General features: G+C 71.8%; 19 protein-coding genes. 1 reads left to right on the forward strand and 18 read right to left on the reverse strand.

The window, feature by feature from the left end:
• Positions 1-4 precede the first annotated feature (4 nt).
• The 5 genes from ACRAKF_RS14010 to proB form a co-directional block, all read right to left on the reverse strand.
• Entirely contained in the window at positions 5-1,138 is a 1,134-nt protein-coding gene (locus ACRAKF_RS14010; protein WP_447037397.1) for an SCO2583 family membrane protein, read from the reverse strand.
• 66 nt (positions 1,139-1,204) lie between these two features.
• Positions 1,205-1,813: an SCO2584 family spore wall biosynthesis protein gene (locus ACRAKF_RS14015; protein WP_447037398.1), complete on the reverse strand. Its 609-nt coding sequence runs from the start codon at positions 1,811-1,813 to the stop codon at positions 1,205-1,207.
• Positions 1,814-1,863: 50 nt separating this feature from the next.
• Positions 1,864-3,156, reverse strand: coding sequence for a glutamate-5-semialdehyde dehydrogenase (locus ACRAKF_RS14020; RefSeq protein ID WP_447037399.1), 1,293 nt, complete (start codon positions 3,154-3,156; stop codon positions 1,864-1,866).
• Between the two features lie 82 nt (positions 3,157-3,238).
• Positions 3,239-3,727: a hypothetical protein gene (locus tag ACRAKF_RS14025; RefSeq protein ID WP_447037400.1), complete on the reverse strand. Its 489-nt coding sequence runs from the start codon at positions 3,725-3,727 to the stop codon at positions 3,239-3,241.
• Between the two features lie 212 nt (positions 3,728-3,939).
• Positions 3,940-5,046, reverse strand: coding sequence for a glutamate 5-kinase (proB, locus tag ACRAKF_RS14030; protein ID WP_447041974.1), 1,107 nt, complete (start codon positions 5,044-5,046; stop codon positions 3,940-3,942).
• Between the two features lie 327 nt (positions 5,047-5,373).
• On the opposite strand from proB, the gene ACRAKF_RS14035 reads away from it, so the two are divergent.
• Positions 5,374-7,464 (forward strand): hypothetical protein, encoded by a 2,091-nt coding sequence (locus ACRAKF_RS14035; RefSeq protein WP_447037401.1) that lies wholly within the window; start codon positions 5,374-5,376, stop codon positions 7,462-7,464.
• A 93-nt stretch (positions 7,465-7,557) separates the two neighbouring features.
• Here ACRAKF_RS14035 and obgE read toward each other — a convergent pair whose 3' ends face one another.
• The 13 genes from obgE to mreD form a co-directional block, all read right to left on the reverse strand.
• On the reverse strand, positions 7,558-8,997 hold the full coding sequence (obgE, locus tag ACRAKF_RS14040) for a GTPase ObgE (protein WP_447037402.1): 1,440 nt from the start codon (positions 8,995-8,997) through the stop codon (positions 7,558-7,560).
• Positions 8,998-9,181: 184 nt separating this feature from the next.
• The gene (gene rpmA, locus ACRAKF_RS14045; protein WP_062773847.1) at positions 9,182-9,436 is read right to left on the reverse strand and encodes a 50S ribosomal protein L27; all 255 of its coding nucleotides are present in this window, start codon (positions 9,434-9,436) and stop codon (positions 9,182-9,184) included.
• Between the two features lie 14 nt (positions 9,437-9,450).
• A complete protein-coding gene (gene rplU / locus ACRAKF_RS14050) occupies positions 9,451-9,771 on the reverse strand; it encodes a 50S ribosomal protein L21 (RefSeq protein WP_055555985.1) in 321 nt (106 codons plus the stop codon).
• A 195-nt stretch (positions 9,772-9,966) separates the two neighbouring features.
• On the reverse strand, positions 9,967-11,313 hold the full coding sequence (locus ACRAKF_RS14055) for a phospholipase D-like domain-containing protein (protein ID WP_447037404.1): 1,347 nt from the start codon (positions 11,311-11,313) through the stop codon (positions 9,967-9,969).
• A gap of 222 nt (positions 11,314-11,535) precedes the next feature.
• On the reverse strand, positions 11,536-15,765 hold the full coding sequence (locus ACRAKF_RS14060; RefSeq protein ID WP_447037405.1) for an Rne/Rng family ribonuclease: 4,230 nt from the start codon (positions 15,763-15,765) through the stop codon (positions 11,536-11,538).
• A 236-nt stretch (positions 15,766-16,001) separates the two neighbouring features.
• A complete protein-coding gene (locus tag ACRAKF_RS14065) occupies positions 16,002-16,802 on the reverse strand; it encodes a TIGR03936 family radical SAM-associated protein (RefSeq protein WP_447037406.1) in 801 nt (266 codons plus the stop codon).
• A gap of 48 nt (positions 16,803-16,850) precedes the next feature.
• A complete protein-coding gene (locus tag ACRAKF_RS14070; protein WP_447037407.1) occupies positions 16,851-18,227 on the reverse strand; it encodes a hypothetical protein in 1,377 nt (458 codons plus the stop codon).
• Between the two features lie 6 nt (positions 18,228-18,233).
• Complete coding sequence (locus tag ACRAKF_RS14075) at positions 18,234-18,779, reverse strand: GNAT family N-acetyltransferase (RefSeq protein ID WP_447037408.1); 546 nt, start codon at positions 18,777-18,779, stop codon at positions 18,234-18,236.
• Between the two features lie 49 nt (positions 18,780-18,828).
• Positions 18,829-20,754, reverse strand: a complete 1,926-nt coding sequence (locus ACRAKF_RS14080) for a TIGR03960 family B12-binding radical SAM protein (RefSeq protein ID WP_447037409.1) — start codon at positions 20,752-20,754, stop codon at positions 18,829-18,831.
• An 87-nt stretch (positions 20,755-20,841) separates the two neighbouring features.
• Positions 20,842-22,461, reverse strand: a complete 1,620-nt coding sequence (locus ACRAKF_RS14085) for a CYTH and CHAD domain-containing protein (protein WP_447037410.1) — start codon at positions 22,459-22,461, stop codon at positions 20,842-20,844.
• 24 nt (positions 22,462-22,485) lie between these two features.
• Entirely contained in the window at positions 22,486-23,685 is a 1,200-nt protein-coding gene (gene rodA / locus ACRAKF_RS14090; protein ID WP_447037412.1) for a rod shape-determining protein RodA, read from the reverse strand.
• 3 nt (positions 23,686-23,688) lie between these two features.
• Entirely contained in the window at positions 23,689-25,860 is a 2,172-nt protein-coding gene (gene mrdA, locus ACRAKF_RS14095) for a penicillin-binding protein 2 (protein WP_447037413.1), read from the reverse strand.
• Positions 25,857-26,528 (reverse strand): rod shape-determining protein MreD, encoded by a 672-nt coding sequence (gene mreD, locus ACRAKF_RS14100; RefSeq protein ID WP_447037414.1) that lies wholly within the window; start codon positions 26,526-26,528, stop codon positions 25,857-25,859. Before mreD ends, mrdA begins: the two co-directional genes overlap by 4 nt.
• Between the last annotated feature and the right edge of the window lie 9 nt (positions 26,529-26,537).

Below are 26,537 nucleotides of genomic sequence, written 5' to 3' on the forward strand. Positions count from 1 at the left end.
CCCGCTAGAGCGAGGGCTGGGCGGCGGCCGCCAGCGTGCCGCAGAGCGCCGGGGCACGGCCCGTGGCGTACGGGTCGGTGCCCGCCGGACCGCCCGCCTTCGCGCGCTCCCCGGCGAGCAGCGGCCGCAGATGGTTCACGGAGTCGTCGGCGCAGGTCAGCGGCCCGGCTTGGGTGTCGGACGTGACCAGCTCGGCCTGGTGCATCCGCAGGTCGTCACGGTCGAAGCGGAAGTGCAGCTCCCGCCGCACGGTGAACAGGGAGGCCTTCGCCTCCCCGGACGCCTCCGCCTCGCCCGACGCCTTGCCGGACGCCTTGCCCGAAGCCTTGCCGGACGCCTTGCCCGGCTCGGCCCCCCGTACCGCGTACACGAACGTGTGATCGGTGAACACCTCAAGCGTGCCCTTGTCCGTCTCGGCGGCCCGCAGCGTGCCCTCGACCCTGACGCGCTGGTCGGCGAGGGCGGTCCGCTTCGGGTCGAACCGCACCAGCCAGCCGGTGGGCGCGTGCCGCCCGTCCGCGGCGGGGTGCGCGAAGCTCCGGTCGAACTGGTCGTACTGCTCCGGGTCGAGCAGCAGCCGGACGGAGCGCGGTGATCCGCCGGTGAGCACGTCGGGGTCGAGGGCGGACTCGACCAGGTAGTCCTTGGCGGTGGTCAGCGCGGACGTCACCTGGCTGTCGGAGAAGTGCGCGGTACGGCGCGCGGCGGGGAGGTTCACGCCGCCCGCGCCCACCCGGAACTGCGCGGCGGGACTGTGCGCGTACAGGTCGGCGACGCTCTCGGCCCCCGGCACGCGGCCCTGCGGCGAGAGCGGAACCACCGTCATCCGCAGCGGATCGGAGCGCTTGGCCGGCGGGCTGGGGTACGGCTGCCGTACGCCCACGAAGATCGCCGTGCCGAAGGCCAGCGCGATGAGCACGACGAGGATCACGGCCTGGCGGGACAGGCGGCGGCGCGACAGGGCGGGGCGGCGGCGCACGGCGTGCTCGTGGTCGGCCATGCGCTCCTGCGCGGAGTACTCCTGGAGGCGTGCAGCGCGGACGAACGACTCGTCGAAGACAACGGATCGGTACTCGTCCTCGCCACCGCCGGGAGCGCCCTCGGGTGTACCCGCCGGCGGGTCTTCTGGCCCGCCCATACCTTGAGAGTAGGTCTCCCGGCGGGCAAGTAAACGCCCGGTTACGCCACAAGTTCTTCCGGCGGCTCAGGGAGTGCGCGGCGTCGCGGGCACCGCCGGGCGGCCGAACTCCGCGGAGGCCGAGGGGCTGACCGCGACCTCGCTGTCGGCGCTCTGTCCGACCTCGGTGGAGGCGGGCGCGGGCACCTGGTCCTGGCGGCCCGACGAGGCGCCGCGGTAGACCGCGGTGAAGGCGAGGGCGACCATGCCGACGCCCATCAGGAGGGCCAGCATCCAGGCGACGGGGCGGTGCCAGCGGGCCTGGCCGGGGTGGCGGCCCGCGCGGCCGTACCGCCGGGCGTCGGTGTCGTGTTCGTAGCCCTCGTCGAGGTCGTCGTGGGCGAACTCGCCCTCTTCGGGGTCGAAGCCGTCGTCGTAGTACTCGTCGTCCGGGGCGTCGCGCGCCGGGCCGCGCATGCGGGCCCTGCGGTTCTCGGCCTCGGTGGCCTCCGCGCGCGCCCGGGCGGCCGCGAGCAGCCGCTCCACGGCGGACGGCTCCTTGATCTCGGCGGCCCGTACGAAGTCCTCGTCGAAGACCACGGAGGCGAACTCTTCGTCCGCACCCCCGCGGTCGCGGTCGTCGTCGGGCTCCCAGCCGTCAGGGAACGACGGCGTGCCCCCCACGTCCTCCGGCACCCCTCCAGACTAGACCTGGAAGGGGCAATTTGGGCAGGGCGCAGGGGAATTCAGCGGATGTGGCCGTCGCCCGTCACGATGTACTTGGTGGAGGTCAGCTCGGGCAGCCCCATCGGTCCCCGCGCGTGCAGCTTCTGCGTGGAGATGCCGATCTCGGCGCCGAAGCCGAACTGCCCGCCGTCGGTGAAGCGCGTCGAGGCGTTCACGGCGACGGTGGTGGAGTCCACGAGCTGGGTGAAGCGGCGGGCCGCCTGCTGCGAGGTGGTGACGATGGCCTCCGTGTGCCCCGAGGTCCACAGGCGGATGTGCTCGACGGCCTGCTCCAGGGTGTCGACGACGGCGGCCGCGATGTCGTGACTGAGGTACTCGGTCTCCCAGTCCTCGGTGGTCGCGGGGACGACGGTGGCCTTGCTGCCCTCGGCGTACGTGAGGACGCGCTCGTCGGCGTGGACGGTGACGCCGGCCTCGGCGAGGGCGTCCAGGGCGCGCGGCAGGAACGCCCCGGCGATGTCGCGGTGCACGAGCAGCGTCTCGGCGGCGTTGCAGACGCTGGGGCGCTGGGCCTTGGAGTTGATCAGGATGTCGACGGCCATGTCGAGGTCGGCGGCGGCGTCCACGTACACGTGGCAGTTGCCGGTGCCGGTCTCGATGACCGGGACGGTGGACTCCTCGACGACGGTCTTGATCAGCGAGGCGCCGCCGCGCGGGATGAGCACGTCGACGAGGCCGCGGGCGCGCATCAGCTCGCGTACGGAGTCGCGGTTCTCGCCGGGGACGAGCTGGACGGCGTCCGCGGGCAGGCCCGCGCCGTGCACGGCGTCGCGCAGGACGCGCACCAGGGCCGTGTTCGAGGAGTACGCCGATGACGAGCCCCGCAGCAGGACCGCGTTGCCGGACTTCAGGCAGAGGGCGGCGGCGTCCACGGTGACGTTGGGACGGGCCTCGTAGATGATCCCGACGACGCCGAGGGGGACACGGACCTGGCGCAGGTCGATGCCGTTGGGGAGCGTGGAGCCGCGGACGACCTCGCCGACCGGGTCGGGCAGGGCGGCCACGTCGCGCACGTCGGCGGCGATGGCGCGGACCCGCTCGGGGGTCAGGGTGAGCCGGTCGATGATGCCCTCGCTCGTGCCCGCCTCACGGGCGCGCGCGATGTCCTCGGCGTTGGCCGCGACGATCTCGCTGGTCCGCACCTCGAGGGCGTCGGCGATCGCGAGGAGCGCGTCGTCCTTGGCGGCCCGTGGCAGCGGCGCGAGCGTGGCGGCGGCGCCACGGGAGCGGTAGGCGGCCCGGGCGACCGGTGAGAGGTTGTCGTACGGCGAGACGGGAGAGAGCGACGTCATGTCCGCAGCGTAATCCCCGCGCGCGGGGCGTCCACCCGGTATTCCAGTACCCGAGACCGGCGGGCGGCTGTGGGACGTCGGCTCAAAACGGGTGCACGCCCACCGGGGTGGCGGGTAACGGACCGTAGCCCTCGGCCACCCGGTGGTGATAGGTGTCGCGGTCGATCACTTCGAGCCCCACGATCTCCCACGGGGGCAGCCGCGCGCTGTGCCGGTGCTCGCCCCAGAGACGGAGCGCGACCGCGGCGGCGTCGTGCAGATCGCGGGCCTCCTCCCAGTAGCGGATCTCGGCGTGGTCGGGTGCGTAACGGCTGGTGAGGAGGAAGGGGTGGTCGTGGGCGAGCTGTTCCAGACCGCGTCTGACCTCCTGCAACGGGGTCTTCGCCCCCGAGACGCTCAGCGTGACGTGCCACAGCCGGGGCGCCTCCACCGGTTCGCCGTCCCGGCTCTCGCGCGCGGCGCCCTCCGGCGCGGCCTGCGGCTCGCTCTCGTACGCCTCGCCCGCGGCGACGCTCGTCAGCGCCCGCTCCGCGGAGCCGCGGGACGCCACCCCAGGGCGCACTCGTCTCACGACGGCCTCCTTCACGCGATGGCGATGCGGATACGCAACGGTTCAGCGGGGTTCAGCGGAACCGTTCTCGACAAAGTTGAGCAGGCCAAGCCGGCCCGCGGGGCGGTTTTGGGGAGTTTCACCTCCCGCGGGGCGGCCTTCGAGGACGGTTCGCGACGGTTTTCAGCCGGGGCGGACGGGGCTGGTGCGACGGGTGGGGCGGGCCCGGTCCGTCACCCGTGCAGCAGGACCAGGTCGTCCCGGTGCACGACCTCCCGCTCGTACGCGGGTCCGAGTTCCCGCGCGAGGTCGCGCGTCGAGCGGCCGAGGAGCTGCGGCAGCTCCTTGGCGTCGAAGTTCACCAGGCCGCGCGCGACGGCCCGGCCGCCGGTGTCCCGCAGCTCGACCGGGTCGCCCGCGGTGAAGTCGCCCTCGACCGCCGCGATGCCCGCGGGCAGCAGCGATTTGCGCCCCTCGACGACCGCGCGCACGGCCCCGTCGTCCAGCGTGAGCGCGCCGCGCGGCTCGGAGGCGTGCTGGAGCCAGAGGAGCCGGTCGCCCGAGCGGCGTCCCGTGCGGTGGAAGTACGTGCCCGTCGCGCGGCCCGCGAGGGCGTCGCCCGCCTGGCTCGCGGAGGTCAGCACGACCGGGATGCCCGCGGCCGCGGCGATCCGCGCCGCCTCGACCTTGGTGACCATGCCGCCGGTGCCGACCCCGGCCCTGCCCGCGCTGCCGATCTGGGCGTGCGCTATGTCGGCGGGCCCGGTGACCTCGGAGATCCTGGAGGTGCCCGGCCTCGCGGGGTCGCCGTCGTAGAGGCCGTCCACGTCGGAGAGGAGCACGAGGAGGTCGGCGCGGACGAGGTGGGCGACGAGGGCCGCCAGGCGGTCGTTGTCGCCGAAGCGGATCTCGTCGGTCGCCACCGTGTCGTTCTCGTTCACCACGGGCAGCGCGCCCATGGCGAGGAGCTGGTCCAGGGTGCGGGACGCGTTGCGGTGGTGGGCGCGGCGCGCCATGTCGTCGGAGGTGAGGAGCACCTGTCCGACGCGTACGCCGTACCGCGCGAAGGAGGCGGTGTAGCGGGCCACCAGCAGCCCTTGGCCGACGCTGGCGGCGGCCTGCTGGCGGGCCAGGTCCTTGGGTCGCTCGGCGAGTCCCAGCGGGGCGAGGCCCGCCGCGATGGCGCCGGAGGAGACCAGGACGATCTCGCGCGCGCCGGCCCCTCTGCTCTTGGCGAGCGCGTCGACGAGCGCGTCGACGCGGTCCGCGTCCAGGCCCCCCGACGCGGTGGTCAGGGACGAGGACCCGACCTTGACGACGACCCGCTGGGCCTCTGCCACCGACTGCCTTGCCGCTGCCGCTGCCACGCTCTTCCCCAAATGATCTGGTGCTCCGGGACCCGCGATCCGGGGTCCGGAATGTTCCGGGGAAGCAATCTACGTGAGCACCCGGGAGAAGCGCCCGTGCATTCCGAAGGGCGGACCTGACACCGCCGAACGGGTGACGAGGGAGAAAACAGCGCCTTGGTTCAGTCTTGTTTGCCCCAGTTTTCGGTGATTGTTGTCACGGAAGATTGCTACGGAGGTACCGCGCGTCATACGGTCAGTGGTCGACTTCCCCCCATTCCCTCGCCCTCCCTCTCCCTCCCCCGCCAGGAGCCCACACCCGTGCCCTCTGCCGGACTCGTTCCCCGACGCATCGTGCAGCTGACAGCGCTGTTCGCGATGTTCGCGCTCTTCACGGCCCAGCTCGTGAGCGCGCTGCTCCCCTACGTCCCGGTGTTCGTCGCCGCGGCGGCCGCGAACCTCGCGCTCGACATCTATCTGCAGTACAAGCAGCCGGGCCTCCTGTCGCTCCTGGGCAAGATCCGGTTCGACGTCACGGTCCGCCAGCTCCTGCGCGACATGCTGATCCTGGTCGGCCTGCTGCGCATAGACGGCATCGAGCCGCTGGCCGAGCAGTCGCCGCTGACCATCGCGCTGCTCGCCTTCTACGCCCTGCACTTCTGCTGCCAGGCCGTCGCCGTGCTCGTACGCCGTACGCGGTCGCTGCCGATCGTCACGCGGAACATCGACACCTCGGCGCTGCACCTGACGGCCGCGCCGCCGCGCATCCTCTCCCGCCGCCAGGCCCACCGCCTGCTGACGTTCTCGGTGCCGGGGACGGCCGGTCTGCTGACCGCCGCGGCCACCACCGACGCCTACTGGGGCGGCATCGGCCTCGGCGTGTCGATCGCCCTGATCGCCGGTGGCGCGCTCTACCTCGGCACCTGGCTGCTGCCGAAGAAGCGGGCCATGAACGACCAGAAGGTCATGGAGTGGCTCGACGAGTGGCTGGCCGAGTACAAGCCGACCGTCGGCATGTACTTCTCGGGCGGCACGACGTCCGCGTACCAGGCCAACATGTGGCTCTCGACCCTCTCCCAGCTCGACGGCAACCCGCTGATCGTGCTGCGTGAGCGGTTCATGGTCCAGAAGATCGACGCGACCGACGTCCCGATCATCTGCTTCCCGAAGGTCGCGACGATGTTCTCGCTGGAGACGTCGACGCTGAAGATGCTGCTGCACCCGGCGAACGCCGCGAAGACCTCCCAGGTCCTGCGCATCCCGACGATCAAGCACGCCTTCATCAACCACGGCGAGAGCGACAAGCTGTCCTCCTGCAACCCGTACGCGAAGGCGTACGACCAGGTGTGGGTGGCGGGCCCCGCGGCCCGCGACCGCTACCAGCTCGCGGACATCGGCGTGGACGACAAGGACGTCGTCGAGGTGGGCCGCCCGCAGCTCTCCCCGATCAAGCCGTTCTCGGGCGCGCCCACGGGCCCCTTCACCACGGTCCTGTACGCCCCGACCTGGGAGGGCTGGGACGGCAACCCCGGCAACACCTCGGTCGTCCTGGCCGGCGAGAACATCGTCCGCGAGCTCCTCGCCGACCCGGCCGTACGCCTCCTGTACAAGCCACACCCGATGACCGGCTCCCAGGACCCGCGCGCGGGCGCCGCCAACGAGCGCATCAAGGCGATGATCCTCGCGGCCAACACCAAGCGCTCCGGTGCCCGCCCGGGCCCGGAGGTCGCGGCCGAGCTGGTCCGGCGGACCGCCGCGCTCGACACGCTGACGGCGACCTCCTTCCGCAAGAGCGCGGACGAACAGGAGCGGATGATGCTCCAGAGTTCGCCCGACGGCGACCAGCAGGCCCTGGTGGCCGAGGCGACGGCCGCCTGGGAGGCCGCGTACTGGGCGTCCTTGCCGGAGTGGGAGCACCAGATCATCACGACGGCGCGCCCGCCGATCTTCTCCTGCTTCAACCAGGCGGACCTGCTGATCAGTGACGTCTCCTCGGTCGTCTCCGACTGGCTGAGCAGCGAGAAGCCGTACGCCGTCGCCAACACGGCCGGGATGTCCGAGGCGGAGTTCCGCGCGAGCTTCCCGACGGCGTCCGCGGGGACGATCCTCGCGCCCGAGGCGGACGGCGTGGCCGCCCTCCTGGAGTCCGTGCGCACCCCGGAGCTGGACACCCGCGCGGAGGCCCGTGCCGAGCTCAAGGAGCACCTCCTGGGCCCCTCGGACCCGCCGTCCCTGGTCCGCTTCAACGCGGCGGCCCTCGCCCTGTCCGCCCAGGCCGACGCCCGGCGCGCCCGCATGGCCTCCCGCATCGACGCGGACATCCCCGGCCAGCGCGTGGCCGAGGAAGCCGCGGAGGAGACGGAGCAGGACCCGGCGGAGTCCCCCGGCGCGGAGGACTCGGTCACCGCGTAGCGGTACACAGAGGCAAGAGAAGGGCCCCCGGAGCTTCGCGCTCCGGGGGCCCTTCTCTTGTGCCTGTGACGTGCCCTGCGGGGCCCTGCGGGCCTAGAAGGGCTTGAAGTCGTCGTACTCGCGCTCGGCGTCGTCCCGCTCCGCCTCACGGTCACGGCGGCGCTGGGCGGCGGGACGGGGGGCCTCCAGGCGGTGGTCCTCGCCACGGCGGCCCAGCATCTCCGCGCCGGCCATCATCGTCGGCTCCCAGTCGAAGACGACCGCGTTCTCCTCGGGGCCGATCGCGACGCCGTCACCGTTGCGCGCGCCCGCCTTCATCAACTGGTCCTCGACACCGAGGCGGCTGAGGCGGTCCGCGAGGTAGCCGACGGCCTCGTCGTTGTTGAAGTCGGTCTGGCGCACCCAGCGCTCCGGCTTCTCGCCGCGCACGCGGTAGATGCCGTCCTCCTCACGGACGACCGTGAAGCCGCTGTCGTCGACGGCCTTGGGCCGGATGACGATACGGGTCGCCTCCTCCTTCGGCTTCGCGGCGCGTGCCTCGGCGACCAGCTCGGCCAGGGCGAACGAGAGCTCCTTGAGGCCCTTGTGCGCCACGGCCGACACCTCGAAGACGCGGTGGCCGCGCTCCTCCAGGTCGGGCCGGACCAGGTCGGCGAGGTCCTGCCCGTCCGGTACGTCGATCTTGTTCAGGACGACCAGGCGCGGCCGGTTCTCCAGGCCCGCGCCGTACTCCCGCAGCTCGGCCTCGATGACGTCGAGGTCGGAGACGGGGTCGCGGTCGGACTCCAGGGTCGCCGTGTCGAGCACGTGGACGAGCACACTGCACCGCTCGACGTGCCGCAGGAACTCCAGACCGAGCCCGCGGCCCTGGCTGGCGCCCGGGATGAGGCCGGGCACGTCGGCGACGGTGTAGACGGTCGAGCCCGCCGTCACCACGCCCAGGTTGGGCACCAGCGTGGTGAAGGGGTAGTCGGCGATCTTCGGCTTCGCGGCGCTCAGCACGGAGATCAGCGAGGACTTGCCCGCGCTCGGGTAGCCCACGAGGGCGACGTCGGCGACGGACTTGAGCTCCAGGACGAGGTCCCGCTCCTCACCGGGCACGCCGAGCAGCGCGAAGCCGGGGGCCTTGCGGCGGGCCGAGGCCAGCGCCGCGTTGCCGAGGCCGCCGCGGCCGCCCTGGCCCGCGACGAAGATGGTGCCCTGGCCGACCATGTCCGCGAGGACGTTGCCGTCCTTGTCGAGGACGACCGTGCCGTCGGGAACGGGCAGGACCAGGTCCTGACCGTCCTTGCCGGAGCGGTTGTCGCCGGCGCCGGGCTGGCCGTTGGTGGCCTTGCGGTGCGGGCTGTGGTGGTAGTCGAGCAGCGTCGTGACGTCCTGGTCGACCACCAGGATGACGTCACCGCCACGGCCGCCGTTGCCGCCGTCCGGGCCGCCGAGCGGCTTGAACTTCTCACGGTGGACGGAGGCACAGCCGTGGCCTCCGTTACCCGCGGCGGCGTGCAGCTCGACGCGGTCCACGAAGGTGGTCATAGCGGGGTGCCTCCTGGGAATTGCTTACTGCGGGGGATGGTGTGTCCATCCGGAACTCACACCCATCCGGAATACACGTCTATCTAGAACACGCGAAAGGCGGACCCGCTTCCCGGAAACCGGGAAGAGAGGTCCGCCCTCGCAGAAATCGCTCGACGAGCGCCAGTCAGTCGGTAAGACGGACTCAGGCGACCGGAACGATGTTCACGACCTTGCGGCCACGGTGGGTACCGAACTCCACCGAACCGGCGTCCAGCGCGAACAGGGTGTCGTCCTTGCCGCGGCCGACGCCCGAGCCCGGGTGGAAGTGGGTGCCACGCTGGCGGACCAGGATCTCACCGGCGTTGACGACCTGACCGCCGAAGCGCTTCACGCCGAGCCGCTGAGCATTGGAATCGCGCCCGTTCCGAGTGGACGATGCGCCCTTCTTGTGTGCCATCTTGTCTCAGTCCCTTACTTCGCAGCCGTGGGGATGCCGGTGATCTTGATCGCCGTGTACTGCTGACGGTGACCCTGACGACGGCGGTAGCCGGTCTTGTTCTTGTACCGAAGGATGTCGATCTTGACACCCTTGTGGTGGTCCACGACCTCGGCCTGCACCTTGATGCCGGCCAGGACCCACGGGTCGCTGGTCACGGCGTCACCGTCGACAACGAGCAGGGTCGAGAGCTCGACCGTGTCGCCAACCTTGGCAGTGGAAATCTTGTCAACCTCAACGATGTCGTCGACAGCAACCTTGTGCTGACGACCACCGCTGCGCACGATGGCGTACACGCGGATCTCTCTCTCGCTCGGAACGGTGCCCCCGCAGTCCAGCCGCCCACAGAGCGGACGGCCTCTCCCGGCCCGGAACAGTGCCCACGAAACGGGAGGAAAAAGGTTTACAGGGGGTGGCGGTGTATAGGAACACGCCGATGGTCAAGGTTACGGGGCTGACCCGAAAGGGTCAAACCGGCCCCGCACCCCCGCTCAGGTGGGCTCACCGTCCGGCGGCAGCGGCTTGACGCCCTTGCACAGGTCGGTCTTGTCGGCCTTGCCCGGCCAGGCCACGTTCCACGTGCGGTTGAAGTGCGAGCGGTAGGTGCTCTGCACCGAGTCGTCGTCGATCTTCACGATCGCCTCGTCGTTCTCGCGCAGCGCGGGGGCCGTGTAGTTCTGCGAGCCGGTGAAGGAGACCTTGTTCCGCTTGCCGTCGTACATGCCGTCGATCAGCAGGTACTTCGAGTGGATGATGTACGGCGTCGTCAGCCGGGAGCCGGGGCGTGAGGGGTCCCGGTCGTCGTTGAAGCAGCGCGCCGAGGGGCCTCCGGACGTGTGGAGCTGCTCCCAGGTGCCCGGGGTGCCGTTCTGGCTCTTGGCGCTGTCCGTCTCGGCGTACAGGATGCTCACCGAGCAGCCCGCCTTCTTCAGCGAGACCAGCTTGTCGGCGATCTGCTTCCGCGTGATCTTGAAGATCGCGGCGCGGACCTTGGTGTGCTGTGTCACACCCGCGGTGTCCTTGTACGTGCACTTCACGTTGTTCAGGACGGAGTACATGGTGTCGGTCTCGTTGACCGAGCCGTTGCGCGGGAAGAAGTACGACTTGTAGCGCCCGCTGCTGACCGTGCGGTAGTCCCAGTCCTGCCAGCGCTTGCCCAGCATGTCCGTGAAGTACTCCGCGTAGGCGTCGTACATCGCGGGGTTGTCCGGGAGCAGCAGCGCGTCGTTGTAGAACTTCGTGTGCGCCGACGGCGTCGAGTTCGACGTGGTCTGCACGACGACGTCCTTGGCGCCCTCGACCTCCGAGAACAGCCAGAACTTGTTGTGCATGATCGACTTGCCGTACTGCGGGTTGCCGAGGCACGACTTCGCGGTCGGGCAGAGCGTCACGAAGGACGACTTGCTCTTGTCGGTGCCGAGCGCCTCCTTGAGCGTGGCGTACGACGTGTTGGTCGGCCGGTCGCTCTTGCTGGTCTCGTCCAGCAGGACCTGGACGCGGACGCCCCGCTTCTTGGCGTCCACCAGAGCGTTGACGACCGTGGCCTCCCACACGTGGTAGACCGCGACTTTGATCGTCGAGCCCCGCACCGCGGACTCGGTCAGCTCCACGAGCCGGCTGCGGATCGCGTACTGCTCGTCGGGGCTGCCCTTCGGATCGTTGAAGATCGGCCCCTCGGTCCAGGTCCGCGGCGTGTCCGCGGCCGCGGTGCCCACGGAACCCGTGGCCTGGATCCCGGCCGCGGACAGGACCGTGGCCAGGGCCACCGCCTGGCGTCCGCCCTTGACCGGCTTCACCGCACGGTGTCGTCCCGTGCCACGCAGGCGCACTTGCGCCATCTGTCATCCCTCCCCTGAGACCGAGACGCGGTCTCCCCAACCGGGTACTCAAGCCTCTGTTCATTCGTCAGACCGCATGAGTTTTACAGGTATCCACCCGTGCACCAAGAGCAGGGTGGCGCGGTTCACGCTTTCGGGTCGCGCGACGCCTCTGGGCGGACACGCGTGTGCCCCTCCGTCCGGCCTGGTGGCCGGGCGGAGGGGCACAGGTCGCGCCGGGTGTCAGCTCTCGCTGGAGGCGGAGACGGAAGACGCCGTCTGCTCGGCGGCCGCCGTCTTCTTGGCGGTCGCCTTCGTCGTCTTCTTGGCCGTCGTCTTCTTGGCGGCCGTCTTCTTGGCGGCGGTCTTCTTGGCCGCCGTCTTCTTCGCGGGCGCCTTCTTGGCCGCCGCCTTGCGCGCCGTCTTCTTGGCCGGAGCGGCGGCCTCGGCCTCCGCCACGGGCTCCTCGGAGACCTGGGGCTCCTCGGCGGCCTGGGGCTCCTCGGCGGCCTGCGGCTTCTCCGCCGCGGGGACGACCACGACGGCCGCCTCCTCGGGCGCGGTCGGCGCGGTGGCCTTGCGCACCGCACGGCGGCGCGGACGGGCCGGAGCGGCGTCCGCCACGAGCGCCTCGGCCACAGGCTCGGCCACGGGCTCGGCGACGGGCTCCGCCACCGGCTCGGCCTTGGGCGCCGGGGCCACGACGACATCGGCGGCCTCGGGCCCGCTCTCCGCGGCCTTCGGCGAACCGGCGGGCGACGTCGCCTTACGGACGGCACGGCGGCGCGTACGTCCCTTCGGCGCGGCGTCGTCCACGGGGGCCTCGGGAGCCGCGGGGGCCTCGTGAGCGGCCTGCACGGCCTCCGGGGTGCCCACGACCGGGTCCTCGGCGGCCGGTGCCGCGGTGCGCGCCACGTCGGACTCGACGACCGGGACCTCGGCCTCGGCGGCCTCCATCTCGGCCTGCGCGGCCCTCTCGGCCGCCCTCTCGGCGGCCTTGGCCCGCTTGCCCGACTTCTTCGGGCCGCGCGCCTTCGGGGCCTCCTCCTGCGCCACCTCGGCCTCGGCGTGCGAAGCCTCCGCACGCGGGGCCTCGACCGGTGCGGACTCCGTGCGGGGAGCGCCCGCCGGAGCCGATGCCCTGCGGGTCGCACGGCGGCGGGAGCGGCCACCGCGGGAGGCAGCGGCGGCCTCCGCCTCGGCGGCGCTGCTGTACAGCTCCTCGTCCGCGACGAACTCCGGCTCGGGCAGGGCCACCGGAGCGGCGGCCTCCGCGGCGACCTCGGCCTCGGTCTCGGTCTCGGCGCTCTCGGCGCCGTCCGGAACCTCGTGCTCGTACGTGTGCTCGTGGCCGTGGTCCTGCTGGTCGACACCGCCACGCCCGCGCTTCTTGCGCTTGCCGCCGCCACCGACGGAGGTGGGCTGCTCCATGTGCACGATGACACCGCGGCCGTTGCAGTGCACGCAGGTCTCGGAGAAGGACTCCAGGAGCCCCTGGCCGACACGCTTACGGGTCATCTGGACCAGGCCGAGCGAGGTGACCTCGGCGACCTGGTGCTTCGTACGGTCGCGCCCGAGGCATTCGAGCAGACGGCGCAGGACCAGGTCACGGTTGGACTCGAGGACCATGTCGATGAAGTCGATGACGACGATGCCGCCGAGGTCGCGCAGCCGGAGCTGACGCACGATCTCCTCGGCCGCCTCGAGGTTGTTCCTCGTCACGGTCTCTTCGAGGTTGCCGCCCTGACCGGTGAACTTGCCGGTGTTGACGTCGACGACGATCATCGCCTCGGTCTTGTCGATCACCAGCGAGCCGCCGCTCGGCAGCCAGACCTTGCGGTCGAGGGCCTTCGCGAGCTGCTCGTCGATCCGGTACGTCGCGAAGACGTCGACCTCGGACGTCCAGCGCGAGAGGCGGTCCGACAGGTCGGGCGCGACGTGCGCGACATAGCCGTGGATGGTCTCCCACGCCTCGTCGCCGCTGACGATGACCTTGGAGAAGTCCTCGTTGAAGATGTCGCGGACGACACGCACCGTCATGTCCGGCTCGCCGTACAGCAGGGTCGGCGAGCTGGTGGTGGACATCTTGGCCTTCTTCTGGATGTCCTCCCACTGCTCCTGGAGCCGCTCGACGTCACGGCGGAGCTCGTCCTCGCTCGCGCCCTCGGCGGCGGTGCGCACGATGACGCCCGCGTCCTCGGGGACGATCTTCTTGAGGATGGTCTTCAGACGCGCGCGCTCGGTGTCGGGCAGCTTGCGGCTGATGCCGGTCATCGAGCCCTCGGGCACGTACACGAGGTAGCGGCCCGGCAGCGAGACCTGGCTGGTCAGGCGGGCGCCCTTGTGGCCGATCGGGTCCTTGGTGACCTGCACGAGGACCGACTGGCCGGACTTCAGGGCCGACTCGATGCGCCGGGGGCCGTTGGCCATGCCCAGCGCCTCGAAGTTGACCTCACCGGCGTACAGCACGGCGTTGCGGCCCTTGCCGATGTCGATGAACGCGGCCTCCATGGACGGCAGCACGTTCTGGACCTTGCCCAGGTAGACGTTGCCGACGTAACTGGTGGCCTGCTCCTTGTTGACGTAGTGCTCGACGAGCACGTTGTCCTCGAGGACGCCGATCTGGGTGCGCTCGCCGTTCTGGCGGACGACCATCACCCGCTCGACGGCCTCGCGGCGGGCCAGGAACTCGGCCTCGGTGATGATCGGCACGCGGCGGCGGCCCTGCTCGCGGCCCTCGCGGCGGCGCTGCTTCTTCGCCTCCAGGCGCGTCGAGCCCTTGATGGACTGGACCTCGTCGGCGCCGGTGCCGAGCTCGCGCTCCTCCTTCTTGCGCGGCTCACGGACCTTGACGACCGTACGCTCCGGGTCGCCGTCGCCGGGCTCGCCCTCGGCGGAGTCACCGGCGCGACGGCGGCGGCGCCTGCGGCGGCGGCTGCTGCTGGAGCCGTTGGAGTCCGCGCCGGACTCGTCCGCGTCGTCGTCGTGCTCCGCGGTGTCCTCGTCGGCGTGCTCCGCCTGCTCGGCGGTGTCGTCGGAGTCGGCGGCGTCGTGCTGCTCGCCGTCCTGGTCGGCGGAGTCACCGCGGCGACGGCGGCGGCCACCGCGACGGCGGCGACGGCCCTGGCGCTCGCCGGAGTCCTCGCTGTCGTCCTCGGAGTCGGCCTGCTCGGCCTCGGCGGCGGTGTCGTCGGGCTCCTCGGCGGGCTGCTCCTCGACGGCGGCCCTGACGGGCTCCCGCTCCTCGACGGCGACGGGCTGCTCCTCGGCGGCCCGACGGCGGCGACGACGGCGCGGCGCCGGCTCCTCCTCCGCCACGGGGGCGGCGGGGGCGACGGGGGCGGCAGCGGCGGCGGGCTGCTCTTCCTCGGGCTCCTCGGCGGCCTCGGCGGCAGCGGCCGCGGCGGCGGCGCTCTCCGGGGTCTGGAACATCGGCGCGGCGAACACGGGCGCCTGGAAGACGGCGACGGCGGGCCTGGCCGGCTTGCGGCGGCCCTCCTCACCGGACTCGTCGGCGCTCGCGGCCTTGCGGGCCTTGTGACCCGAGGGCGCGGAGAAACCGGCCGCGGCCTTGCGGGTGGCACGGCGACGACGGCCGCGCGGGGCCTCGTCCTCGGTGGACTCGGCGGGCTCGACGGACTCGGCGGGCCCGGCGGGCCCGGCGGCGGGCTCCTCGACCGGGGCGGCCTTGGCCTTCCCCGCGGCCTTCGCCTCGGCCTTGGCGGGCGCCTTCTCCTCGGCACGCGGCTCAGCGGCGGCCGATGCCTCGGCGGCGGGCGCGGAGGCACCACGGGTGGCACGGCGACGCGCACGGCGCGGCGCGGCCTCCTCGGGCTGCTCCTCGGCGACCGGCTCCGAAACGGCGGCGGGCGCCTGCTCGACAGCGGCGACGGCCGTCTCCTCGGCCACAGGCTGCGGCGAGCCCGTGGGCGCGGAGGCACGGCGACGCGCACGGCGCGGCGCGGCATCCACGGGCTGCTCCTCGGCCACCGGCTCCGAAACGGCGGCGGGCGCCTGCTCGACAGCGGCGACGGCCGTCTCCTCGGCCACAGGCTGCGGGGAACCCGTGGGCGCGGAGGCACGGCGGGTGGCACGGCGGCGCGTGCGGGGGGCCGGTGCGGCCTCCTCGGCGGCCGGCTCCGGCTCCGGCTCGGCGGCCGGCGCGGCGGGCTCCGCCACCTCGGCGGTCCCCGGTGCACCGGCGGGCGCGGAGGCGCGGCGGGTGGCACGGCGGCGCGTGCGCGGCGCCGGGGTGCTCTCCTCGGCGGCGGGCGCGGGGGCCTCGGCGGCCGCCACGGTCTCTTCGGCCGCATCGGCCGCGGGGGTGGCCGGTATGGCCGGAGCGGCGGCCCCGGTCGTGCCGGCGGGCGGACCCGCCGGACGCGACGCGGCGCGGCGCCTGCGGCGCGGCGGCAGGGTGTCGCTGGGACTGTTGTTCTGCGAGCCCTCAGTGGGGTCGTTCGGCTCAAGCATGCGGGCGGTTCTCCCGTCACGCTCCCGGGCGCCGCGCCTGGTCCGGTGATGTCCACGGCTCGCGCTAGATGCGCGGGGCCGTCATCCGGGGGCGTGGGCGCCGCACGGGAGCTCTCTGTGTCTTGTCTCGCCGGTTCCGTACGCCCAAATGCGTACGGCCTGGCGAAAGTCTCGGTCAGTGCGCTGCCCGACCCAGGTGGCTCCCGAGTACGAGGGCGGCGCTTTGACGTACGTCCTTACCGGGGGCCTTCCGTCGCAGGCGCCTTCGCGGCGGCGGGCACGGCGGCCGTGGTTGATGCGGCCGTGACTGCCTCGCGGTCGGGCGCGAGCGGGTCGGTCACCGTGCCGGTCTCTTCATCGAAAAGCCCCTGCGCCAGCCTGGTCACCGCTGCGGGGACCGGCGGCGCCAGGTCGGCCACAGCTCGGAGACCGGACAGGACGTCGTCAGGTCGTACGGCAGGTGTTACGTGCCGAACAACCAGCCGCAGTATCGCACAGGGCTTGTCGCTCGGCCTATCGGTGTCGTGCGTGACCGCCTCTTCCCGGGCGACCACCTCCAGACTCGCGACCGCTTCGCGCGCGTCGAAGGTGCGCATGCCGTTCTTCGTGCGGCGCTGCACCTCGACCTTCTCCGCGTCCCGGAACAGCTCGGCGGCGCGGGCCGCGTCCGCGGTCTCCACGCCGACCAGGCGCAGCTCCCAGACCGAGGCGGTCAGCCGGTCGGCGAGGCCCGAGGTGCGGGACTCGACGGCGTCGGTGATGTCCAGACCGTCCGGCAGCGATTCGTTCAGCAGGTCGCGCAGGAGCTCGGGGTCGCGCGGTGCGGTGAGCGCGATCTCCAGGTACTCGGCCTCACTGCCCGTGCCGGTGGGTGCGGCATTGGCGTACGACACCTTCGGGTGCGGGGTGAACCCCGCCGAGTACGCCATGGGCACCTCGGCGCGGCGCAGCGCACGCTCGAAGGCGCGCTGGAAGTCACGGTGGCTGGTGAACCGGAGGCGGCCGCGCTTGGTGTAGCGCAGTCGGATGCGCTGCACCGCGGGTGCGGGCGGCGGGCCTTCGGGCTGTCGCTTGCCCAGTGTCGCTCAGTCCTTCGTGAGTGCGGTCGTACTGCTACCTAGAGTACGTGCCATCGGCGTATCAGGTTCCCGCCGGGCCACCGGTACGGGTGCCGGTACCTGCTGCACGGGTGCCGGGTCCGGCGGTACGGGTGCCCCGAAAAGCATGCGGCGCACGTCGGCCCGTGCCTGTCGCATGCTCGTCCGCGCGGAGGTCAGGGCCTGCCGGGTCGCGGCGCGCACCTCCCTGACCGCCCTGGCGGCGGGGCGCCACACCGTGTCGCGGGCCAGGTGGCCGATGGACGTGAGCACGGAGCGGTAGGCCCAGCGCACCGGCTCGACGAAGATCCACCGGAACAGTGCGGCGAGGAAGCGGCCGATGGCCAGCGAGACGTATCCGGCGACGCGCCACGCGTGGCCCAGCGCGGCCCAGACCTCCCGGGCGACGACGGCGACCGCGCGCCCGACGGGTGCGAGCACCCAGCGCCACACCGCGACGGCCGGTACGACGAAGATCCAGCGGCAGAGCGTGGCGACGACGGTCCACAGGCCGCGCCCCAGCCACGAGACACCGGACCAGAGCCCCCGCGCCACCCACGAGAAACCTGCCCCGACGCCGCTCACCAGCCACACGGTCACCGCGCCGATCCCCCCGCAGAACCAGGCGATCCCGTGCCCGACCGGCGTCAGCACGGCCCGGTACAGCCACACCGCCGGCACCACGACCAGCACCCGGCCCAGCCACGCCACACCCCGGCCCAGCGGCACCATCACGTACCGCCACAGCCCCACCCACGGCCACACGAACACCGCCCTGAACAGCCAGACCAAGGCGACGCCGATGCCGCGCCCCGCGGCCATGACACCGGTGCCGAGTCCGCGGGCCAGCCAGGTGAGCGCGTGACCGAGCGGGGTGAGTGCGCGGGCGTGGAACCAGCGGGCCGGGATCACCGCGAGGTGGTGCCAGAGCCAGGCCGCCGGGGTCACGACCAGGGTCCGCCCCAGCCAGGCGATGCCGTGTCCGACCGGCGTGAGCACGGCCCGGTACAGCCACACCGCCGGCACCACGACCAGCACCCGGCCCAGCCACGCCACACCCCGGCCCAGCGGCACCATCACGTACCGCCACAGCCCCACCCACGGCCACACGAACACCGCCCTGAACAGCCAGGCCAGGGCGGCGCCGATGCCACGTCCGACCGGTCGGAGCGCGCCGCGGTACACGAAGCGCCCCGCCACGGCGAGCGCGTCCCACACGAGGCGCACCGGCACGACGAGCACCAGGACCACGATGCGCACCGGAACACGGATGGCGACGGCGAGGCAGCCCTCCGCCTGCGCGGGCTGCCGGTCGACGGAAGCGGGCCGGCCCTCGGTGGGCGCCGGGCGTTTTTCCAGGTCCATGTCGTCCTAGACGCCCGCCGGTCGCGTTCGGATCCAGTACCGCAGCTTTCCGCCCCGCTCGTCCTCGAACCGGCCGCCCGCCGCCTCGATCACCTTGCGCGATCCGGTGTTGTCGGTGTCGCAGGTCACCAGGACGGATTCCAGGCCGAGGCCGGCGGCGTACGGCAGTGCGGCGCGCAGCATGCCGGTGGCGTGACCGCGCAGACGCGCGGAGGGCCTGACGTCGTACCCGATGTGGCCGCCGTACTCACGCAGGAAGCGGGTGGCGATGGTGTGCCGTACGGCGATGCGGCCGAGGTAGTCGGTGCCGTCGACGTACCAGAGGGACGTGACGGGGACGGAGAACGGCTCGGCCGGGTACGCGGCGGCGCGGGCCTCGGCCACGTACCGCTCGAAGACCGCGGGGTCGTGCCACTTCGCGCCGTACTCGCGCAGGGTGTGGCCGAGCGTCGTGTCGTCGTCCTCCCCGCCGCGCCCCTCGGCCCGGAACTCCTCCATCGCCTCGATGAAGGAGCGGTGCACCAGGCCGGTGGGCAGGACGAGTTCGGGCATCTGCGGCGACGTGACGCTCGGCCTCTGCTTCTCTTCTCCCGCTCCGCCGCTACTTCACGACCGTGAGCGGCAGCAGCTTCTTGCCGGTGGGGCCGATCTGGATGTGGGTGTCCATCTGCGGGCACACGCCGCAGTCGAAGCACGGCGTCCAGCGGCAGTCCTCGACCTCGGTCTCGTCGAGCGAGTCCTGCCAGTCCTCCCAGAGCCAGTCCTTGTCGAGACCGGAGTCCAGGTGGTCCCAGGGCAGGACCTCTTCGTACGTGCGCTCACGCGTGGTGTACCAGTCGACGTCGACGCCCATCTCGGGCAGCGTCTTGGCGGCGCAGCTCATCCAGCGGTCGTAGCTGAAGTGCTCGCGCCAGCCGTCGAAGCGGCCGCCGTCCTCGTAGACCGCGCGGATGACGGCGCCGACGCGGCGGTCGCCGCGCGAGAGCAGGCCCTCGACGATGCCGGGCTTGCCGTCGTGGTAGCGGAAACCGATCGAGCGGCCGTACTTCTTGTCGCCGCGGATCTTGTCGCGCAGCTTCAGGAGGCGGGCGTCCGTGTCCTCCGCCGAGAGCTGTGGGGCCCACTGGAAGGGCGTGTGCGGCTTGGGGACGAAGCCGCCGATCGACACCGTGGCACGGATGTCGTTCGACCCCGAGGCCTCGCGGCCCTTCTGGATGACCTTCGTCGCCATGTCGGCGATCTGGAGGACGTCGTCGTCGGTCTCGGTCGGCAGGCCGCACATGAAGTACAGCTTCACCTGGCGCCAGCCGTTGCCGTACGCGGTCGCGACGGTGCGGATGAGGTCGTCCTCGGACACCATCTTGTTGATGACCTTGCGCATGCGCTCGGAGCCGCCCTCGGGGGCGAAGGTCAGGCCCGAACGGCGGCCGTTCCTGGTCAGCTCGTTGGCGAGGTCCACGTTGAAGGCGTCGACGCGGGTCGAGGGGAGGGACAGACCGATCTTGTCCTCCTCGTACCGGTCGGCGAGGCCCTTGGCGATCTCGCCGATCTCGCTGTGGTCCGCGGAGGAGAGCGAGAGCAGGCCGACCTCCTCGAAGCCGGTCGCCTTCAGACCCTTCTCCACCATGTCGCCGATGCCGGTGATGCTTCGCTCCCGCACGGGGCGCGTGATCATGCCGGCCTGGCAGAAACGGCAGCCGCGGGTGCAGCCGCGGAAGATCTCCACGGACATGCGCTCGTGGACGGTCTCGGCGAGCGGGACGAGCGGCTGCTTGGGGTAGGGCCACTCGTCGAGGTCCATGACGGTGTGCTTGGAGACCCGCCACGGCACGCCGCTGCGGTTCGGCACGACGCGGCCGATGCGGCCGTCCGGGAGGTACTCGACGTCGTAGAACCCGGGGACGTACACCGAGCCGGTCCTCGCCAGGCGGAAGAGGACCTCCTCGCGTCCGCCGGGGCGGCCCTCGGCCTTCCAGGCGCGGATGATCTCCGTCATGTCGAGCACGGCCTGCTCGCCGTCGCCGATGATCGCGGCGTCGATGAACTCGGCGATCGGCTCGGGGTTGAACGCGGCGTGGCCGCCCGCGAGCACGATCGGGTCGTCGAGGGTGCGGTCCTTGGACTCCAGCGGGATGCCCGCGAGGTCCAGGGCGGTGAGCATGTTGGTGTAGCCGAGCTCGGTGGAGAAGCTGAGCCCGAAGACGTCGAAGGCCTTCACCGGGCGGTGGCTGTCGACCGTGAACTGCGGGACCCGGTGCTCGCGCATCAGCTCCTCCAGGTCCGGCCAGACGCTGTAGGTGCGCTCGGCGAGGACGCCCTGGCGTTCGTTGAGCACCTCGTAGAGGATCATGACGCCCTGGTTGGGCAGCCCCACCTCGTAGGCGTCGGGGTACATCAGCGCCCAGCGGACGTCGCAGCTGTCCCACGGCTTGACGGTGGAGTTCAGCTCACCGCCGACGTACTGGATGGGCTTCTGCACATGCGGGAGCAGGGCTTCGAGCTGTGGGAAGACCGATTCGACAGACATCGCGAACCTTCATGAGCCGGCAGGGGGGACCCTCAAGACTAACGCGGCTGAGGAGTCCTCCCGCACGGGCCGTCGTGACGCCGCCGCTCAGCCGCCCAGCGGCGCCCGCAGCTTCCGGCGCGAGGCCCTGGCCCACACCTGCGGAAGTTCCCGCTCGCGGTCGGCGGCCGACGCCTCCTCCTGGCCGTGGAGCAGGCCCCAGCTGAAGGCGTTCTCCCCCGCCAGGTGGGCCTGGACGGCCAGGGCCCGCAGCGCCTCGCGCGCGACCACGCTGTCCTGGTGGTCGCCGAGCACGCTCTGCACGGCCTTCATCTCCTTCGCGAACCGCTTGGCCGGCTTGCCGAGGGCGGGCGTCGCCGCCTCGCCCGCGTACCGGGCCCGCTTCGCGGCCTTGCGGGCGTCGTGCAGGGCGCGGTCGCGCTCCTGGCCCGCGGGCAGGCCGAGGGCGTGTTCGACGCGGGCCGCGAGGCGGGCGTAGTCCTTGAGCAGCGCCTTGGGCAGCACGTCGGCCGGCGGCCGCGCGGCGGCGGGGCGCAGCGGCGGCTCGGCGAGCAGGGCGTCGACGGCGTCGAGGAGCGCGAGGTAGCGGCCGCCGTCGAGCACGGCGACGGTCCTGCCGCGCGATCCGGTGCGGCGGGTCACGGCCCAGACGCGGAGCCGGCCGCGGACCGGGCCGAGCAGCAGCGTCTTGGGGAGCTCGTCGATGCGGGCGGTGAACCGCTCGGCGAGGACCTCCTGGTCGCGGTCGACACCCAGCTCCCCCGCGAGCCACTTCAGCTCCTCGCCCAGGGGGTCGGTGACCGTCCGGTCCAGGATCTTCCGGTACGACTTGAAGGCGCTGCGCATCCGGCGGGTGGCGACCCGCATCTGGTGGACGGAGTCGGGCAGGTCGCGGCGGACCGCGGGGTCGAGGGAGACGATGGCGTCGCGCTGGGCGCGGAGGTAGGCGACGAGGTGGTCCCCCGCGGTGCCGGTCCCGTCCCCCACCGCCTCGCGCACCGCCTGCTCCACGGCCTCGGCCTTGCCGGCCCGTCCACCGCTGCTGACGGCCCCTTCGGAGGGGGCCACTGGGGCGGTCTTCCCGTCGGCCGTACGTGATGCCGGTGCCGTCTCGGCGAGGGCCCGGCCCAGCTTCGACGACGAGCCCGCCCTCCGTACGCCCGCCTTCTTCAGCTTCTTCTCGACCTTGTCGAGGAACGCGGGGTCGCCGCCGTCGGCGAGCTCGACCTCCAGTTCGGTCCACGCGGCCGTGCCACCGCCGTCGGTGAGCCGCTCGGCGATGACCGCGTCGACGCTGACCTCGGCGAGCAGCGCGCCCTCGGCGTCGACGAGGTGGCGCACCCGGCGGGAGGACAGCAGCCGGACCACGGGGATCAGCTCGGCCTCGCGGACGCGGGAGCGCACGAGGCCGAGCAGGGGGCGCGGCACGGTGTCCGAGAGCGGCTCGTGGATCTCGTCGCGCACCCCCTCCGCGAGGGACACCGGCAGCTTCAGGTGCCAGCCCTCGTCCGCGCCGCCGGTGCGGCGGCGCAGCGTGATGGACGCGGCGGCCAGGCGCTGGTCGGGGGTGTCCCAGTAGACGGCGTCCAGCTCCGCGACGCCTCTGTCGACGGAGTCCGCGACGTCGGCCGCGCCGGTCAGGTCGGGCAGCTCGGCGCCCGCCGCCACGTCGTACTTCCGTTCGATCTCGCGCTTCGTCTCCGCCATGGACCGAATCTAGACGCCAAGCGTTCAGGCCGACAGTGGGCGCTGCACCTTGATCGACTGGAGCAGGCCGACCGCCACCCAGACCGCGAACATCGACGAGCCTCCGTAACTGACGAACGGCAGCGGAAGCCCCGCGACCGGCATGATGCCGAGGGTCATCCCGATGTTCTCGAAGGCCTGGAAGGCGAACCAGGCGATGATGCCCGCGGCGACGATCGTGCCGTACAGCTCGGTCGTCTCGCGCGCGATGCGGCAGGCCCGCCAGAGCACCACGCCGAGCAGCAGCAGGATGGCACCCGCGCCGACGAAGCCCAGTTCCTCGCCCGCGACGGTGAAGACGAAGTCCGTCTGCTGCTCGGGGACGAACTGTCCGGTGGTCTGGGAGCCCTTGGTCAGGCCGGTGCCGGTGAGACCGCCGGAGCCGATGGCGATGCGTGCCTGGTTGGTGTTGTAGCCGACGCCCGCCGGGTCGAGCGCGGGGTTGGCGAACGCCGCGAAGCGGGCGATCTGGTAGTCGTCGAGGACGCCGAGCTGCCATATGGCGACGCCGCCGAGCGCGCCCGTGCCGAGGAGCCCGAGGACCCAGCGGTTGGAGGCGCCCGAGGCGAGCAGGACGCCGAGCACGATCATCACCATGACCATGACCGAACCGAGGTCGGGCATCAGCATGACGATGGCGATCGGCACGGCCGCGAGGCCGAGGGCCTGCACCACCGTGCGGTGGTCGGGGTGCTCCCGATCGCCCGCGTCGACGCGCGCCGCGAGCAGCATGGCCATGCCGAGGATGATCGTGATCTTCACGAACTCCGAGGGCTGGAGCGAGAAGCCGCCGCCGATCACGATCCACGCGTGCGCGCCGTTGATGGTGGCGCCGAGCGGGGTGAGGACGAGCAGCACCAGGAAGACGGAGATGCCGTAGAGGATCGGCACGGCCGTGCGCAGGGTGCGGTGGCCGAGCCAGACCGTGCCGATCATCAGGGCGAAGCCGATGCCGGTGTTCAGCAGGTGCTTGAGCAGGAAGGAGTACGGGTCGTCGCCGACCAGCTCGGTGCGGCCGCGGGTCGCGGAGTAGACGAGCGCGGCGCCGAGCGCGGAGAGCGCGATGGCGGCGAGCAGTATGACCCAGTCGAGCCGGCGCAGTATCGAGTCGCGGGCGAGGAGTCGCGACAGCTGGGAGCGCTCGGGGCCGTACCCGGAGACGGAGAAGCCGTTGTTCATGGCCATGGGTCAGTCCCGCCTCCAGTCGGCCGGGGGGCCCGCCAGTTCCTGCGGCGTCGGGGGCTTGGGCGCCTCCGGCTTGTACGGCTTGATCTTCGGGGAGTGGATGGAGCCGTCACTCTTGATCTTGGGCAGGGACTTCTGCGGCTCGGGCAGGAGGGCCTTCTTCAGGTTCTGCTTGCCCTTGTCGTCCAGGCCGTAGATGGCGTTGTAGATCTGGCGGACGGCGGGTCCCGACGCACCGGAGCCCGTACCGCCCTGGGAGATCGTCATGACGATCGTGTACTCCTTGGTGTACGTCGCGAACCACGAGGTGGTCTGCTTGCCGTAGACCTCGGCGGTACCCGTCTTGGCGTGCATCGGGATCTTGTCCTGCGGCCATCCCTGGAACCGCCAGGCGGCCGTACCGCGCGTGGCGACGTCCTCCAGGGCACCGTCTATGTCCTTGCGCAGCTTTTCGTCCATCGGCAGCTTGCCGTGCGACCGCGGCTTGATCTCCTGGACCTGCCTGCCGTCGGCGCTGACGATCGCCTTGCCCACCGTCGGGTCGTACATCGTGCCGCCGTTGGCGATGGCGGAGTAGATCGTCGCCATCTGTATCGGCGTGACGAGGGTGTCGCCCTGTCCGATGGAGTAGTTGATGGAGTCACCGGCGCGCATCTTCATGCCTTCGAGGCAGTTCTCGTACGCGATGCGCTCGGCGTACTCGCCGCTCTTCTTGCCCTGCTTGCACCAGGCGTTCTTGTTGGCCTTCCAGTAGTCCTTCTTCCACTGGCGGTCCGGGACGCGTCCGGTGACCTCGTTGGGCAGGTCGATGCCGGTCTCCTTGCCGAGACCGAACTGGTGGGCGGTCTTGTAGAACCAGTCCTGCGCGTTCTTCTTCGGGTTGTTGCCGCCGTCCTTCGCCCACTGGTCGTGCGAGAGCTTGTAGAAGACGGTGTCGCAGGAGACTTCCAGGGCCTTGCCGAGGCTGATCGTGCCGTGGCCCTTGGACTCGTAGTTCTGGAAGGTCTGGCCGCCGACCGAGTACGAACTGGGGCAGGGGTAGCTGCCGTTGAAGTCATAGCCCGCGTTGACCGCGGCGGTCGTCGGGATGACCTTGAAGATCGAGCCGGGGGCCGCCTGGCCCTGGATGGCGCGGTTGAGCAGCGGGTAGTTGGACTTCTTGCCGGTGAGCTCGGTGTAGTCCTTGCCGGAGATGCCGCCGACCCAGGCGTTCGGGTCGTAGGTCGGGTTGGAGGCCATGGAGACGACGCGTCCGGTCTTGTTCTCCATGACGACGACGGCGCCCGCGTCGGCCTTGTAGTTCTGGTTGGTGTTCTTGTCGTGTTCCTTGCGGGCCTGCTTCATGGCGTCGTTCAGCCAGTACTCCGCGACCGCCTGCACGCGCGCGTCGATGCTGGTGACGACGTTCGCGCCGGGCTTGGCCTTGTCGTCCTTGGCCTTGCCGATGACGCGGCCCAGGTTGTCGACCTCGTAGCGGGTGACGCCGGCCTTGCCGCGGAGCTGCTTGTCGTACGTACGCTCAAGGCCGGAGCGGCCCACCATGTCCGAGCGCAGGAACGGCGAGTCGGTGTCCTCGGCCTTCTTGATCTCCTCGTCCGTGACGGGCGAGAGGTAGCCGAGCACCTGGGCGGTGTTGGACTTGCCGGGGGCGGCGTAGCGGCGCACGGCGGTGGGCTCGGCCGTGATGCCGGGGAAGTCCTCGGAGCGCTCCCGGATCTGAAGGGCCTGCTTGGGCGTGGCCTCGTCGGTGATCGGGATGGGCTGGTAGGGCGAGCCGTTCCAGCAGGGCTGCGGCGTCTTGGCGTCGCAGAGGCGGACCTTGCCCTCGACCTCCTCGGGCGTCATGTCGAGGACGTCGGCGAGCTTGGCGAGGACCGCCTTGCCGTCGTCCTTCATCTTCATCAGGTCCGTGCGGGAGGCGGAGACGACGAGGCGGGTCTGGTTGTCGGCGATCGGCACGCCGCGCGCGTCCAGGATCGAGCCGCGCACGGCGGGCTGGACGACCTGCTGGACGTGGTTGCCCGAGGCTTCCTTGGCGTACTCGTCGCCGTTGCGGACCTGGAGGTACCAGAGCCGGCCGCCGAGGGTGAGCAGCAGGGAGACGACGAGCACCTGGATGATCATCAGGCGGATCTGCACGCGGGGCGTGCGTCCCGTCTCGGGGATGTTGGTCACAGCCGCTTGACCCCCTTGATGCGTCCGGCGCGGGCGGCCCGCGCCTTGGCGGTCTTCATGCGCAGGCCGCCGCGCTGCTTGCCGATGCGCAGTCCGGTGCCGGAGGAGAGCCAGCCGGAGGTGACGTCGGCCCCCTGGTTGGCCGGGCCGTTCTCGCCCAGCGGGTCGTTGTCGGCACGTCTGGCGAGCGCGATGATCAGCGGCACCGTGAACGGCGCGAGCAGCAGGTCGTAGAGCGCGGCGGTGAAGAGCAGCCCGACCAGGCCCACGTGGCGGGCGGCGGTGTCACCGACCAGGGAGCCGACGCCCGCGTACAGCAGGGTCGAGCCGATGGCGGCGGCGACGACCACGAGGAGCGGACCGCTGACGGAGCGCAGTCTGCCCGTGTCGGGCTTCGCGAGGCCCGCCAGATAGCCGATGACGCAGAGCACGAGGGCGTAGCGCCCCACGGCGTGGTCGGCGGGCGGGGCCAGGTCGGCGAGGAGGCCCGCGCCGAAGCCGACGAGGGCGCCGCCGACGTGGCCGTAGACCAGGGCGAGGCCGAGGACGGTGAGCAGCACCAGGTCGGGCACGGCGCCCGGGAGCTGGAGCCGGGCGAGGACGCTGACCTGGATCACCAGGGCCACGACGACCAGCGCGGCGGAGAGCAGGATTCGGTTGAAGCGCATGGGTCCGGT

The sequence above is a fragment of the Streptomyces sp. DSM 118878 genome, from assembly GCF_052936595.1.